This window comes from Alloalcanivorax venustensis ISO4, assembly GCF_015356855.1.
Taxonomy (GTDB): domain Bacteria; phylum Pseudomonadota; class Gammaproteobacteria; order Pseudomonadales; family Alcanivoracaceae; genus Alloalcanivorax; species Alloalcanivorax venustensis.
The window spans coordinates 75,115-89,605 of record NZ_ARXR01000007.1 but is presented as its reverse complement, the minus strand read 5'-3'; the positions used below and the strand labels follow the sequence as shown (position 1 = coordinate 89,605).

The following is a 14,491-nucleotide window of genomic DNA, read 5'->3' as shown; positions in this document are numbered from 1 at the left end:
CCTTTGTTGATTCGAGCGGTTTACTCATGGGGCTCAAAGATGTCGTGATCCGGTTCGCCACTAACATCAAGGAAGCCTACCAGACCGCGCTCCATCCGTGACAGCGCATGATCGACAAGCAAGTAACGGCCGGGATAGTCCACTTGGAACTCCACCATAGTGGTGCCACCTGGCGCGACGGAGGTGGTCTGCACATCCTTCAAGGGCTCACCACTCAAGCTTCCCTCATGATAAACGCGGTCGAATATTTCACCGATAACATGGAAAGAAGAGGTGGCATTGGGGCCACCCACACCGAAGAAAATACGCACCGTCTCTCCGACCTTCGCCTCCATGCGATGGGTCTTGGTAAGGGCGTCGGTCGCGCCGTTAAAAACGTAGTATTCAGGCTGTTCGTCGAGCATCTTATCCAGGGAAAATGACAATTCCCCCCGCTGACCGTGTGGTTCCGTGGTATAGAGTTCTCCCTGCATCACGTAGAATTCTTTATCCACCTTTGGCAACCCGCCGGGCGGCTCCACCAGGATCAGCCCATACATACCATTGGTGATATGGTGCGCAACCATGGGCGTGGCGCAGTGGTAAACATAGAGGCCCGGTTTCAGCGCCAGGAAAGCAAAGCTTTCAGTTTTGCCCGGGGCCACCTGAGTCACCTCGGCGCCACCTCCCGGACCAGTGACGGCATGGAAATCCACGGAGTGAATCATGGTGGATGCCTTGTCATTATGAAGCTCGACAGTGACCCGGTCGCCCTGCCGAACCCTCACGAAGGGTCCTGGTATCTGATCATTGAACGTCCAGAACTTGTAGCGCGTCCCATCCGCCAAATGACCCACCTTTTCCGTGGTTTTAAGACTTACACTAACGTTCTGGGCGGAACGGGACCCTATGGCCGGCGGCAGGTCCATGGGCGAATGGCTCAAATCATCGCTTTCTATGCTGGCACGCGCCTCCGCCCCCGGTTCGCCGACCAGAATGCGGCCTTCCATGCCTGCTGCACGATGCCCCGGTACCGAGCACCAGTAGAAAAACTCGCCGGCCTTACCGGTACGAAAGATCAGCACGGAACTTGAACCCTCGCCGCTGACACGATCGGAGCGCGCCTCGAAGGCTTCCGCGACGACATCGTGAAGCGCCCCGTCGCCGTTAATCATGTTGATCTGAACAAGGGTGTCTTCCGGCACCCTTAAGGTCGGATTAACCTGGCCATCGATTTCGCCGCCCTGGCCGATATAGACCAATTTACCCTCAGCTACCGCAGTACGCAGGGTGAAGGTCATGTCCGCCATGTATTCGGAATCCGTGCTCGCCGCGAGCAAGGGAGCCGACAGGACAGCAAACAGCGCGGTGAATAGGAGTAAGGGGGAAAACTTCATAATTATCACTCTCTGTGGCGTTTTGGCCGCGCGTACCCAACAGCTTCAGGGCAGCGCTTTTTTATTTCCTGGTAGTACCCTCTATAATAGGTATATCGTATACCTATTATTTGGCATGCCGCAAACCCCCTTTTCCCTTTAATCCGCTGGAGTCTTGCCATGGATCAAGATCACGCCGGAAACCGGCCTCTTCCAGATTTTCCTTTGCTGCGATTCCCGTTTCGGCTTTTCTTTATTTCTTCCGCCCTGGTGGGTGCCATCCTGATTCCATCGTGGCTGTGGGTCTGGACCCACGGATGGCTGGGCTTGGCGCTCGAACCGGTGTCCTGGCATCAGCATGAAATGCTGGCCGGCTTTGCAAACGCTGCGGTAGCTGGTTTCTTACTCACCGCGATATGCAACTGGACCGGGACGCCGCCCCTGTCGGGCCGGCGTCTGTTAGGCCTGTGGTTGTTGTGGCTCGCAGGACGGCTGGGCATGGCGCTCGGCGCCGACTTCCCCCTGCTCGCCGCACTATTGGATCTCGCCTTCTTGCCTGTGGTGGCGCTGAGCTTGGGGTTACGTGCCTGGCACGCACGCCAGCGCCGCCAGGTGGTGTTGCTGCTGGTATTGATGATGCTCTGGGGGTTGGATCTGCTGTTTCACTGGACCGGAGACGCACGCTTCCTGCACGCGCTGGTTCTACTGACCGCATTATTGATCCTGGTGATTGGCGGCCGGATTACACCGACGTTCACCGCGAACTGGCTACGGATGCAAGGCCTCGATCCTGAGAGCGTTGTGAGCCGCCCGTGGCTGGATCGCGCTGGCCTGGTGGCCACCTTGGTGCTGGTTGTGCTGGAGGCAGGGGCCTGGAAGGTTCCGGCGCTGACCGGCACGGTGGCCCTATTGGCGGCGTTGCTGGTGCTAGCCCGGCTGGTGAGCTGGTCCGGCTGGCGAACCGCCCGCGAGCCGCTGTTGTGGCTCCTCCATGCTGGCCACCTTTGGGTGGCGATTGGCTTTTTGCTGCGAAGCCTGGCGGCGTTCTCGCTGGTGCCCGATAGCGCCTGGCTTCATGCGCTCGGCGCCGGCGCCATGGGCACCATGATTCTGGCGGTAATGACCCGAGTGGCCGTCGGGCACACCGGCCGACCGCTTCGCCTGCGTCCCGGCGGCCTTTGGGCCTACGGGCTAATTCTGGCCGCTGGCATGGCACGCGTCCTGGTCTCACTAGGCTGGCTACCGCTGATGTCCGGCCTATGGGTGGCATCGCTTGCCTGGAGTACCGCCTGGTTGATATTCCTGATGGTCTACGGACCGATACTGATGGCTCCTCGCGCCGACGGCAAACCGGGTTGATGCGAAAACCACTCATAACAGCCGGACACAGTGCGCGACCACGGTATCCCCTGATTCCATCGCAAGGAGCTAAATTGGAGGGCGCCTCATGATTCAGGTTCATCTTTATCGTTATCTCCCTGACCAGGACACGCATCCGCATATGGACCGCGTTGATCTTCCCGACCAGTTTCATAGCCGTATGGTTTTGGATGCCCTTGAGTATCTGCATGAGCAGGACCCCACTCTGGCCTACCGACGCTCTTGTCGAGAGGGCGTGTGCGGCTCTGACGGTATGAATATCGATGGCAAAAATCGCCTAGCCTGTGTGACGCCAGTGAAGGAGGTGCTGGGGAAAAGCGGAGACCTGACTATTCGCCCGTTGCCGGGAATGCCGGTGATTCGGGACCTGGTCGTGGACCAGAGTTTGTTCTTTGAGCAATACGAGAGAACGAAACCGTGGTTAATCAATCGAGAACCGGCGCCGGGTAAAGAGCGACTGCAAAGCCCTAGTGAGAGGGCCAGACTTGACGGGCTTTATGAATGCATTCTGTGCGCCTGTTGCACCTCTCAGTGCCCGTCCTGGTGGTGGAACCCGGTTGAGTACCTGGGCCCGGCCGCTCTGCTCCAAGCATACCGGTTTATCGCCGACTCGCGCGACGATGGCTCGCCCGAACGTCTGGCCTTGTTGAAAGATCCTTACAGCCTCTTTCGTTGTCGTAGTATTGGGAACTGCACTTGGGTGTGCCCCAAGGGTCTGAATCCGATGCAAGCCATCGGCCGGATACGTCAGGAAATGGTTAAGGACGCACTTCGCAAGGAGCCGGACCCCAGCTAAGCCCCGCCCGATCCCCGGCGCGGCGAGGCTTATAACCATGGACTTCGCCTCGTCCGGCCTTAATTCAACTCAACTGTCTCCCAGGCACGCTGCGCGCGCAGGGCGCGCGGCTTGCCGGCGACCTGGAACAGCGGGCGGTCGCGCCGCCAGCGTTCGGCGGCGGCGTCCCGCTCATCGGCCCAGAGCGCGTCCGCTTGCTGGTAAAGGTCGTTGGTGCGCGCCAGGGCGCCGGCCAACGCGATATGGGTGGCCGGCGCACCGGCGGGTTGCGCCGCCACGGCGGCGAGCCCGGCCTGGCTGGCGATAAGACTTTCCAGAAAAGACCGGGGCCAGCCCCGGGCGCGGCCTTCGCGGACCAGCCAGGCCTGCACCGCCAGGGCGATGAAGGTGTCCTCCACGGTGCGGAACGGCTTCACGAAGTCGCTGTAGCCGTCACCGGGCAGTACCGCGTCGGCCTTGGCGCCGTCGAACACGGCGGCCACATGGGGCACTTCGGGCACGAACTCCAGCGGCGGCTTTTCCACCAGGCTGACGCCCTGGGCGTGGGTGTCGACCTTGGCGATCTTGAGCGCCGGGCGTTCGTTGTCGCCGCCGCCATCCACGCGCCCCACCACCAGCAGGCCGGTACAGGCGGAACCCAGCGTGGTCCAGGTTTTCCGACCGCTGACGGTAACGCCGCCCGGGCCGCCGTCGAGGAAGCGCGTCTCGATGTCGCGGGGGCGGTTACCGCCGGCTTCGGTGGCGCACATGGCGAGCAGCTCGTGGTCGTCCACGGTGCCGCCGTTCACTTGAATCAGTTGTCGCAGCGCCGACTGATAGCCGGCGGCGAACGCCCAGCCCACCCGGTCGGCGGCGAAGCCGCCGCGCAGGGCCAGCCCTACCGCGTCATGGCGCTCGGCGGCCAGTCGGCGCCATTGTTCGCACCAGGCTTGCAGGCCGTCCGGCGCGGGGACCTCGGTGGGCCGGGTCAGACAGAACGTCAGGTCGTCATTCATGGTCAAAACGCCGCTCTCCCCACCGACGCACCGCCGTCGATAAACAGGGTCTGGCCGGTGATGTAGCCGCTGTGCTCGCCGAGCAGGAATGCCATGGCGGCGGCGATTTCGTCCGGCTTGCCGAAGCGGTCCATGGGTACGGACGCCAGATAGCGGGCCTCGCCCTCGCTGCCGGGCGGATTGTTTTCGCGGAACAGTTCGGTCTCGGTGGGCCCGGGGGCCACCGCGTTAACGGTGATGCCGGTGCGCGCCAGTTCCAGCGCCCAGGTGCGGGTGAAATTCACCAGCGCCGCCTTGGCCGAGGCGTAGGCGGTGCGCCCGGGCATGCCCAGCACCGTCAGGCTGGACACATTGAGCACCCGGCCCCAGCCCTGTTCGCGCATGTTCGGCAGCACCGCCTGGGTGGCCTGGATGGCGGAGTGCAGGTTGACGCCCATGACCGCGTCGAAGCTGTCCAGGTCGATCTCGCCGAGGGGCTGCGGGCGCACCAGGCCGACGTTATTGACCACACCGTCGAACCGGAAGCGGCGCGCCAGGTCGGCGAACACCGCGTCCGCCTGCTGGCGGTCGGACAGATCCGCCGACACCAGGGTGCCGGGAAAGTCCCGGTCGTCCGCCCGGCGGGCGATGCCCACCACGCCGTGGCCGGCGGCCGCCAGCCGCTGGGACAGGGCCCGGCCGATGCCCTTGCTGGCACCGGTGATCAAATAGGTTCTTGTCGTGGTCATTCAACGCTCCAATTGAAAAGGCCCGTTCAACGGGCCGGCACGCCCTTCACGGTGGCACCGTCGGGCACATCGTGCAGCACCACGGCGCCGGCGCCCACCACCACATTGTTGCCAATAGTGACGCCTTCGCGCACCACCGCGCCGATACCGATAAAGCTGCCCTCGCCCACGGTGACGTTGCTGGCCAGATGGGTGCCGGGGCAGAGGTGTGCACCGTCGCCGATCACGCAGTCCCGGTCCACGGTGGCGCCGGTGTTGACGATCACCCCAAGGCCGACGCGGCTGTCCACGCTGACCACGCCGCCGGCCAGCACCACCGCGCCGGGGGTGATCTCGGCGAAACGGCTCACCGACGCCTGGGGGTGGATGATGGTGGCCAGGCTCACGTTCTTCGACACCAGTTCGCGCAGGCGGCTCAGGCGGGCGTCATTACGGCCGATGCCCACCGCCACCGAATCGATGTGCACCAGGGCGTCGAGCAGCGCGCCGCTGCAACCGACGATCTGCCAGCGCTCGTTGGCCTGTTTGTCCGGCCAGGCGTCATCGTAGAACTCGATTTTGCGCCACCCGGACGCCATCGCCGTATCGGCGAGTACCTTGCCGTGCCCGCTGGCACCCAGAATCGCTAACGACCTTGTCATACCCACCTCCTCACGCCGGTGCTGGTCTCTTCGTTGTACCACAAAAGCGGCGGCGGTGAGCGTGGCGACATGCGACGTCCGCGGCGGTGAAAAAGACAGCGGTCCGCCCCGGTGCGTACAATAACGGCTCTCGCACGCCACGACCGATCCCATGACCGACCAGCGCTTGATACCGCCCTGCCTGCACGACCTGGACGTTAGCGCCTGGGACGCCGGCCTGTATCTGGCGCGCTGCCGGTTCCGCCCGGAACAACTGCGCGACAACGCCTTCCAACTGGCCCGCGTCCCCGAGCCGGACACCCTGAGCGGCGCCATCGCCAAGCGCCGCTGCGAGTACCTGGCCGGCCGGGTGTGCGCCGCCACCGCCGGCCAAGCGCTCACCGGTGAGCGCCTGCTTCCGGCGCTGGGCAAAGACCGCGCGCCGCTGTGGCCGGCGCCCCTGGTGGGCGCCATCACCCACAGCCACGGGCGTGCCGCGGCGCTGGTGGGGCACCGGGATCAATGGCAAGGGCTGGGTCTGGATTATGAGGCCTGGCTGGCGCCGCGCCGGGCGCTACGCCTGGCCGGGGAGATACTGACCGAACAGGAACGCCAGGCCCTGCAGGGCCTGGATGAGGCCGAGCAGGCACGCCGGATCACGCTGACGTTTTCGGTGAAGGAGAGTCTGTTCAAAGCGCTCTACCCGCTCACCGGACGGCGCTTTTACTTCCAGGACGCCGCCCTGGACGGAGAAGACCGGATCCGCCTGCTGACCACGCTGTCCGCCGACTGGCGGCAGGGTATGGCCCTGCCCTACCAGTGGCGGGACGACGACGGTGTGCTCAGTTGGATCCGGGTGCCGGCCTGAGGTCGGTCAGCGTTCATTCCTCGCAGAACAAATTTCCCTCGTGCTGGCGACTCAAACGCACCAGGTCCACCGCGCCGGAGAAATAGGCGTCGCCCTCACCGCCGACACTGACGCCCAAGGCGTCGGTGCTCAGCACCGGTACGCCGGGTTCAGCGCCGAAGGCGGCCACGACGTCACAATCCACCGCGAGGGTGACACGCTCACCGTCCGAGGCGAGCTGGATTTCACGCCAGCCGCCGCCGCTTTCCAGACTGGTGAGCATGCGCTGGCTTTGCGCCGGCAAATCCACTAACAGACGATCGTTGCTGAGAGTCACCGTCAGCGCGGTGCCGTTGGCGGACGCCAGCGACACCACCGGGCCGGTGTCCGCCTGGTCGGTGCGCGCCCTCAGGTGCAGAGAGAAGCGCTCGCCGATCACGGTGTTGTTCAATGCGCTGGTGGCGCGCGTGGCAAACCGGGTATCACCGTCGAAAACCGCCACCCGACCGATGGCGCCGCCGTCCTCGAGTGCCGGCGCCACCGGCTCGCCGGCGCTGTCGAGCACATAGAGCGCGTCGCCATAGGCGGAGGCGTCATCAATGCAGGGGCTGTCGCAGTTTTCCTGCTCTTCCATCACCCAGAAGCCGAGCACGAAGCCGTCCACCGGCATGTACTCCACCGGCGCCGGCACGTCGCGCTCCACGTAACGGGTATCGTCGCCGCCGCAGGCCGCCAAAGCGGCGGCGAGCAGCACTACGGGCAAGGTGTTCTTCAATCTCATTACGGCTCTCCTCAGCGATCGGTGCGCGGCTGCAGGGTGACGTCGTCCACCACGGTGCCGTCCAGGGTACGGGTCAGCACATGCAGGTCGTCGCCCTGGATATCCAGAGTGGTGTAGGTGTTCACGTTGTCGTCGAACAGCACGTCCGCCACCAGCGCGATGCCGCCACCGTTGTTGTCGTAGTACTTGGCGGAGTCGGAACCGGCAATCAGGTAGGTAGCCCCGCCCGGCGTCGGTTTGCCGCCGCTCAGCGGCAGGCTGCGCGAGTACATGTGGTCGTGGCCGGAAAGCACCAGATCGATGCCGGTTTCATCCACCACCGGCGGGATGTAAGCCAGTGAGCGGCCGTTGCCGGAGGCGGCATTACCGTTGTACGGCGGGCGATGCACCATCAGCACCTTCCAGGTGGCATCGCTGGCGTTCATGTCCCGGCGCAGCCAGTCCATCATCACCGGCCAGTCTTCCTCGGCCTGCAGCTCGGAGGTGACCACGGCGATGTGGACCGGGCCGTAATCAAAGCTGTACACCGCCCGGTCGTAGGGCGCCGGCAGGCCGTTATCGCTTTCCGGCAGCGGGAACAGGTCGGCGAATTTCTGCGCGCCTTCGTTGTAAACCTCATGGTTGCCCTGGGTGGGCACGAACGGATGCGAGGCCAGCATGTCGTCGCCTTCCAGAGCTTCCAGGAACAGGCGCACCAGGCGGTAATCGGTGAGGTCCTCGGTGACGTCGCCGACGTGCAGGATCAGATCACCGTCCGGCAGTTGCGCCTGCATCTTGCGATACAGCTCGGTTACCAGGCCGCTGCCATTAAAGATGTTTTCGTTGGACAGGGTCTGGGTATCGCCGAACAGATGGATGCGTACGCGGTCGTCGCCGTCATCGGTGGTGAAACCGAAGGTCTCGCTCATGGCCCCGTTGGCGCCCACCTGGTACTGGTAGCCGGCGCCCGGCTGCAACCCTTCCAGGGTGGCCCGGTGCACGCGCACCACGCCGGCCTCGCTGCCGTAGAAGAACGGCACCACCGCGGATTGCGCGGCCACGTCCTGGCTCAGGCCGTCCGTACCGAAACGTACCCGCGATTCGGTCACCGAGGTGTCGGTGAACCAGGCCACGTTCATGGAGGTGGCGTCGTGGCCGGGGGTCAGGAAGACATGACGCGGTGCCGTGTCCAAACGCTCGACCAGGGCGCGCACGTCGGTCATCAGCGAGGAGCCCTGGGCGTCGTAGGCGCGGAACAACAATGACCGCGTGTCGGCGGACGCCGGCAGGGTGACCTGCAGCATGCCGTCGGCGTCGGTGTCGCCGAGTACGTTGACGTTGCTGATCTGGTCGGTGCCACTGTTGTACTCGAAGGTCTCCAGGGTGACGCCCGGGGCCGGTTCGCCGGCCTGGTTCACCACCAGCATGTTGGTGCTTTCGCCTTCCACGCCCCAATCGGTCAGCAGGCGATAGCGGCTGCCCACTTCCTTGCGCACCACCGGATGATGGAAGGTGTCGCCGTCCAGTTGGCCGTCGACCACCACCGAGACGAAGGTGTTCTGAATGTAGTCGCGCACGCTCAACTTCAGGTAAGCGACCACGCCAGTGGCATCGCTGAAACCGCTGAAGTTGCCCTGCCAGCGCCCGTTGGTTTCGCTGACACCGGACGCGGTGAGGTCGGCGTCTTCCACCGTCATGCTGGCCTTGGTGCTGTCATAATCCAGGGTCAGGGACAGGTCGTTGAAGGCACCACCGCCGGTCACGCGGATGGGAATACTGAAGGTGCCGCCCGGGTACAGACTCAGATTCTCGCTGTCCAGATAGAGGCGCGGCGCACCGGTGACCACATTGAACAGATAGTTGCCGGCGGTGACGTTGCCGTTGACGTCGAACAGGCGGTAATCCAGACGATGCCAGCCGTCGTCCAGGCCCTGCGCCTGGTAGCGGATGCGGTCACTGCCGTTGTGGGTCAGGGACGAGGACACGTCCTGGCCGTCCAGGGTCAGCTGGCTGGCGCCGAAGTCCACGCCGGAGGCGTCGTTGACCTGAAGGGTGATCAGCGGATCGGCGCTGTCCACCGTCTCGCCGGAAGCCGGGCTGGCGGTGACGCCGGGGCCTGCCAGATCGGTGTCGTCACTGTAGATGGCGGTGAAATCGTCCAGCACCACATGGGAGTCGATACGCTCGGCGGTCTTCAATACCAGGAATCGGAACGGTTGGTAGAACGTCAGCGGTTCCTTGTAGCCGGTGCCGATGCTGGCCTTCATGAAGTGCCAGCCGCGTTCCGGCAGCGCTTCGCCTTCGTTGTTGTAGTTGATGGTCACGGTCTTGCCGTCGGCGTCCTTGAGGCTGCCGCGTACCCACCAGACCTTGCCGGCCAGTTCGTCGGGGATGTACACATTGACGCCCAGATACTTGGGATAGCCGGGCAGCGCGGTGACGCCACCGGGATCGGTGAGGTAGGCACCGAAGGTGCCGGGCTGGTCCGGGTTGGCTTCCCAGTTCAGTTCCATGGAGTAGCTGCCGTCGAAGACCTGATCCTCGACACGCTCGATGTTGACCTGATTGTGGCGCGCGCCGGCGGCCTGGAAGGCACTGACGTCGCCTTCGAAGTCGGCGACGATTGCCGGCGCCACACCGATATTGATGGTCAGTTCGGCGCTGCGGCCGGCGGCGGACACGGTGACGGTGCAGCTTTCGCCCTGCACACGGGTGGTGGTGACGCTGCCGTTCTCCGGGTTCACCTGGCACAGCGCGGCGTCGTCCACCTGATAGTCCAGCGCTTCAGCGGAGAAAGTCACCGACTCACCGTCACTGATCAGTTCCGGTTGCAGAGTTACAGTGGCGCCGCTGTCCACGGCGATGGCGTCGCTGGGGAAGCGGATTTTGTCCAGCTCGTCGGTGACGCGAACCCGCGCCACGCCCTTGCGCTCGCCGACCTGAACCACCACGTACCCTTCGCTGGCGCCGTCGCCGGCGCGGAAGGCGCCGGTGCGCGCGTCGATCAGCCCCAGGGACGCATCGCTGATGCCGTACTCGGGGATCTCACCGCCCTGCTCCCAGGAGCTGGCGTCATAACCCACGCCCTTGAAACGGCGATAGGTGGAGCCGGCCATCAGCGTGATGGTGCGCGGATAGACCGCCACCGCGTTGCTGGCCGCGCGGGCCCGTTCGGTATTGAGCGCCAGCCCCCACTTGGTGGCGGTAACCCGCTCGCCGCCGTCGGACGGCGTGTTAAGCAGATGGGTGTACCGTTCACCGGGCAGCCGCGCCGCCAGGGTGGTGGAGCCGCCGCCATCCAGATTGATGGCCCGGTCGGCGCCGTAGGCGATCATCAACTGGCCCAGCTTGGTCTGGGTGATGCCGTCGGTGAGCGAGCCCACCGGCTTGTCGACCACCAGGAAAAAGTAGCTGCCGTCATTGCGCACGCCGAAAGCGGTACGGCCACTGATGGCGTTCTCGTCCTGGTTGGCGCCGAGCTGGCCGTCTTCCACCAACAGGCCGCGACCGAAACCGCCGCCCAGGGCGCTTTTAACCCGGGCCCAGTCCGGGTCATCGGTTTCGTAGCGGATGTCCACACGGGAGCCGGTGGTCAGGGTACCGCCGTCGACCAACAGCGCGTGGCCGGCCGGCAATACATAGCCGTTGCGGTCCTCGATGCGATCCACCACGGTGCCGCTGAGTGGCGGCAACTGGGCACTGATACCGCCGTGTTCCAGGGTCACCACGCTGATGCCGTTGGGTTCCGCTTCGATCAGCGCGGCGGAGCGGCCGGCCAGATCCACGGTGCCCCGGTAGCTTTCCGCCAGATACAGTTCCGCATCGCCGGTGCCGCGGGTGAAGCTGGTGTTCACCTGGCTGGCGTTGTCGAAGTAATGCACCTCGCCCAGCTCGCCCAGGGCGTTGCCGTCCTGGTAGAGATTGAGGGTGAAGGTGGGCACGTCCTGAAGAATGTCCGCGCCGCCGTCTTCATAGACCGCGATCACGTCTTCATTGCGGTCGGAAAAGCCGGTGTAGGTGATACCGTCCTTCTTGATCAGACCGCTGTTCCAGCCCTGGGTCATGCTGTAAGGGTCCGCGTTGACCGCCAGGATCAGGTTTTCGCCGTTGTCGATGGCGTGGTTGGCCGAGACCGTGGTGCGCTCGAAGGAGAACTGGCCTCGCGAGCGGGTCAGCGGCACCAGCGACAAACTGTCGCCGAGGGTGAACTCGGCGCTGATGATGGCTTCGTCGCGGGTATGGTTCAGGCGGCCCTGGGTGAGCGTCAGATCCTGGTTCACCGCGTAGCGATGGAAGTCGGTGATCTCCGTGTTCTCCGGCTCGCGCGCGGTGGTGCCGGAAACCGTCGGCGGCGTTGCCGTCTCGAATTGCTGATCCGCGTCCTCGGGGGGCGCGATCACGTTGGCGGTGAATGACTCGGCGCCGGACAGATCATCCACATAAGGGACGTCCGTGGTGGTCTCAAGATACTCCGTATCCGTATCGCCTCCGCAACCGCTCAATGCCACGGCGGTTAACAGAGTCAGCGGAGCGGCGCGCATCCAACGCCGCCAATGATGGCAACTCACGATTTTCTCTCCCGGTATAGAAAGGACTGACTGACAGGCCAGCGGCCAAAAGCGGTAAGTTAGTTGCCATTGATTGCAGGGGCGTGAACAGAACGTGACAGCATTTATGTCAGTGCAAAAAAAAGCGGCCCGAAGGCCGCTTTTTAGGTTTCCAGAATCAGAACCGGGGGATCAGAACAGGTCCTGATCCAGGCTCATCATGGTGCCGGCACCGGCCTTGATCTGCTCGGCCAGGGCGCCGGCGCGGGGCAGCAGGCGCTCGTAGTAGAAGCGGCCCACGGTGACCTTGGCGCGGCCGAAGTCGTCGTCGCGTTGCGCGGCGGTGACCATCATGCGCGCCCACAGCCAGGCGTAGGTGACGTAACCGAACAGGTCGAGGTATTCCACCGCGTTGGCGTTGACCGCGTCCGGGTTGTCGCCGGCCTGGCGCAGCATCTCGGTGGTGGTGCTTTCCAGCAGCTCCACGGCGCTGACCAGACGTTCCTTGATGCCGTCCAGGCCCGGCTGGTTGGCGTTGTCGTCGATCCAGCGGCGGATGTCGGCGAGGTACGCTTCCACGTATTTACCGCCGTTGCGGGTCACTTTGCGGCCGGCCAGATCCAGCGCCTGGATGCCGTTGGTGCCTTCGTAGATCTGCGAGATGCGGCAGTCGCGCACGAATTGCTCCATGCCCCACTCACGCACGTAGCCGTGGCCGCCGAACACCTGCTGGCCGATCACGGTGGTGTCGAAGCCGCGGTCGGTGAAGAACGCCTTGGCCACCGGGGTCATCAGGGCGACCCGGTCCTGGGCGGCTTTTTTCTCGGCCTCGTCCTCGGAGAACTTGGCCTTGTCCAGCTCCATGCCCACATAGGCGGACAGCGCCCGGCCGCCTTCGTTGAGGGCGCGCATGGTCAGCAGCATGCGGCGCACGTCGCCGTGGACGATGATCGGGTCGGCGTTGCCGCCTTCGTTCTGGACGCCGGTGGCGGCGCGGCCCTGCAGGCGCTCGCGGGCGTAGTCGGCGGCGCTCTGGTAGCTCACCTCACCCAGACCCAGGCCCTGGATGCCGATGGACAGGCGCTCGTAGTTCATCATCGTGAACATGGCCGCCAGGCCCTGGTTGGGCTCGCCGATGATCCAGCCCTTGGCGTCGTCGAAGTTCATTACGCAGGTGGCGGAGCCCTTGATGCCCATCTTGTGCTCGATGGAACCGGCGGCCACGCCGTTGCGCTCCCCGGCGTCGCCGTTGGCGTCGGGCAGGAACTTGGGCACCAGGAACAGGGAAATGCCCTTGGAGCCGGCGGGGGCGTCCGGCAGCTTGGCCAGCACCAGGTGGATGATGTTGTCCACCATGTCGTGCTCACCGCCGGTGATGAAGATCTTGGTGCCGGAGATGTTGTAGGAGCCGTCGTCGTTGGGCACCGCCTTGGAGCGCATGATGCCCAGGTCGGTGCCGCAGTGCGGCTCGGTGAGGCACATGGTGCCGCTCCACTCGCCGCTGTAGAGCTTGGGCAGGTAGGCCTGCTTGAGCTCTTCGGAGGCGTGCGCGTCCAGGCACAGGGTGGCGCCGTTGGTGAGCGCCGGGTACAGCGCGAACGAGGAGTTGGCGCTGTGCATCATCTCCTCGAACAACACCGCCAGGGATTTGGGCATGCCCTGGCCACCGAATTCCGGGTTGCCGGAAAACGCGCTCCAGCCGTTCTCGGCGTAGGTCTTGAAGGCTTCCTTGAAGCCTTCGGGGGTGGTCACTTCGCCGTTGTCGAAGTGGCAGCCCTGCTCGTCGCCTTCCCGGTTGAGCGGGAACAGCAGGTTTTCCACCATCTTGCCCGCTTCATCGAGGATCGCGTCGGACAGATCGCGGGTCACCTCGGCGGTGGCGGACATGGAAGCCCAGAGCTTATCGGCCTCGAACACATCGTTAAGGACGAAGCGCATGTCTTCCAGGGGCGCTTTATAGGTGGCCATTGGCATATCTCCCGAAACAGCTTGGTCGCGGGACGATAGTTTAGTCCCGGCGAACAGGGCGTAAATGTTTATTTGTGACCCGCCGTTCATCCTCTTCCCGGGGCTCCGGGCGGCGCCACAGCCACAACATCAGGGCGCACAGAAACAGCGGGACGCCGATCTTGACCGGGTTGGGCACGGGGGACAAGGCGATGATGCCGATACTGACGAGCATCATGGTGGAGGCGGCGCATTTGCCGCGCCGGGATATGGCGCCGCGCTCACGCCAATGGAGGATGGGCGGCCCATAACGGGGATGATCCAGCAACCAGGACTCCAGGCGCGGCCAGCCCCGGGCGCCGGCCCAGGCGGCCACCAGCATGAACACCACGGTGGGCATGCCCGGCAGAACCACGCCGATCAAGCCCAGGGCCACGCACAGCAGCGCCAGGGCACGCCACAGGAATACCTTGATCATGGGCTGATTACAGCACGGCGGCCCCCCGCCGGGCCAGC

The 14,491-nt window shown here is 64.4% G+C and carries 11 protein-coding genes; 3 read left to right on the top strand and 8 right to left on the bottom strand.

Translation table 11 applies throughout. From position 1 onward, the window contains the following. Window positions 1-20: 20 nt before the first annotated feature. On the bottom strand, window positions 21-1,376 hold the full coding sequence (gene nirK, locus ISO4_RS06210) for a copper-containing nitrite reductase (protein ID WP_194855538.1): 1,356 nt from the start codon (window positions 1,374-1,376) through the stop codon (window positions 21-23). A gap of 159 nt (window positions 1,377-1,535) precedes the next feature. Between nirK and ISO4_RS06205 the strand changes: the two genes are divergently transcribed. Next, window positions 1,536-2,714 carry an NnrS family protein gene (locus tag ISO4_RS06205; RefSeq protein WP_194855537.1) on the top strand — a complete coding sequence of 393 codons (1,179 nt, stop codon included), beginning with the start codon at window positions 1,536-1,538 and terminating at the stop codon, window positions 2,712-2,714. A gap of 88 nt (window positions 2,715-2,802) precedes the next feature. Then, a complete protein-coding gene (locus tag ISO4_RS06200) occupies window positions 2,803-3,531 on the top strand; it encodes a succinate dehydrogenase iron-sulfur subunit (RefSeq protein WP_194855536.1) in 729 nt (242 codons plus the stop codon). Window positions 3,532-3,590: 59 nt separating this feature from the next. Here ISO4_RS06200 and ISO4_RS06195 read toward each other — a convergent pair whose 3' ends face one another. From ISO4_RS06195 to ISO4_RS06185, 3 genes are read right to left on the bottom strand one after another with little or no spacing between them, the layout of a single operon-like run. Further along, window positions 3,591-4,532, bottom strand: coding sequence for an acyl-CoA dehydrogenase middle domain-containing protein (locus tag ISO4_RS06195; protein ID WP_194855535.1), 942 nt, complete (start codon window positions 4,530-4,532; stop codon window positions 3,591-3,593). Then, window positions 4,529-5,254, bottom strand: a complete 726-nt coding sequence (locus ISO4_RS06190) for an SDR family oxidoreductase (RefSeq protein WP_194855534.1) — start codon at window positions 5,252-5,254, stop codon at window positions 4,529-4,531. The genes ISO4_RS06195 and ISO4_RS06190 overlap by 4 nt, the downstream gene beginning before the upstream one ends. Before the next feature lie 26 nt (window positions 5,255-5,280). Further along, window positions 5,281-5,895: an acetyltransferase gene (locus ISO4_RS06185; RefSeq protein WP_142947330.1), complete on the bottom strand. Its 615-nt coding sequence runs from the start codon at window positions 5,893-5,895 to the stop codon at window positions 5,281-5,283. Between the two features lie 151 nt (window positions 5,896-6,046). Between ISO4_RS06185 and ISO4_RS06180 the strand changes: the two genes are divergently transcribed. Then, the gene (locus ISO4_RS06180) at window positions 6,047-6,742 is read left to right on the top strand and encodes a 4'-phosphopantetheinyl transferase family protein (protein WP_194855533.1); all 696 of its coding nucleotides are present in this window, start codon (window positions 6,047-6,049) and stop codon (window positions 6,740-6,742) included. Window positions 6,743-6,755: 13 nt separating this feature from the next. Here the strand turns inward: ISO4_RS06180 and ISO4_RS06175 are convergent, their stop codons facing one another. The 4 genes from ISO4_RS06175 to ISO4_RS06160 all read right to left on the bottom strand — a co-directional run bounded on the left by ISO4_RS06175 (window position 6,756) and on the right by ISO4_RS06160 (window position 14,453). Then, on the bottom strand, window positions 6,756-7,502 hold the full coding sequence (locus ISO4_RS06175) for a LamG domain-containing protein (RefSeq protein WP_194855532.1): 747 nt from the start codon (window positions 7,500-7,502) through the stop codon (window positions 6,756-6,758). 11 nt (window positions 7,503-7,513) lie between these two features. Continuing rightward, window positions 7,514-11,920: a phosphodiester glycosidase family protein gene (locus tag ISO4_RS06170; protein WP_323745345.1), complete on the bottom strand. Its 4,407-nt coding sequence runs from the start codon at window positions 11,918-11,920 to the stop codon at window positions 7,514-7,516. Between the two features lie 300 nt (window positions 11,921-12,220). Next, window positions 12,221-13,996, bottom strand: coding sequence for an acyl-CoA dehydrogenase C-terminal domain-containing protein (locus ISO4_RS06165; protein ID WP_194855530.1), 1,776 nt, complete (start codon window positions 13,994-13,996; stop codon window positions 12,221-12,223). 40 nt (window positions 13,997-14,036) lie between these two features. Continuing rightward, on the bottom strand, window positions 14,037-14,453 hold the full coding sequence (locus ISO4_RS06160) for a YbaN family protein (RefSeq protein WP_194855529.1): 417 nt from the start codon (window positions 14,451-14,453) through the stop codon (window positions 14,037-14,039). Window positions 14,454-14,491 lie beyond the last annotated feature (38 nt).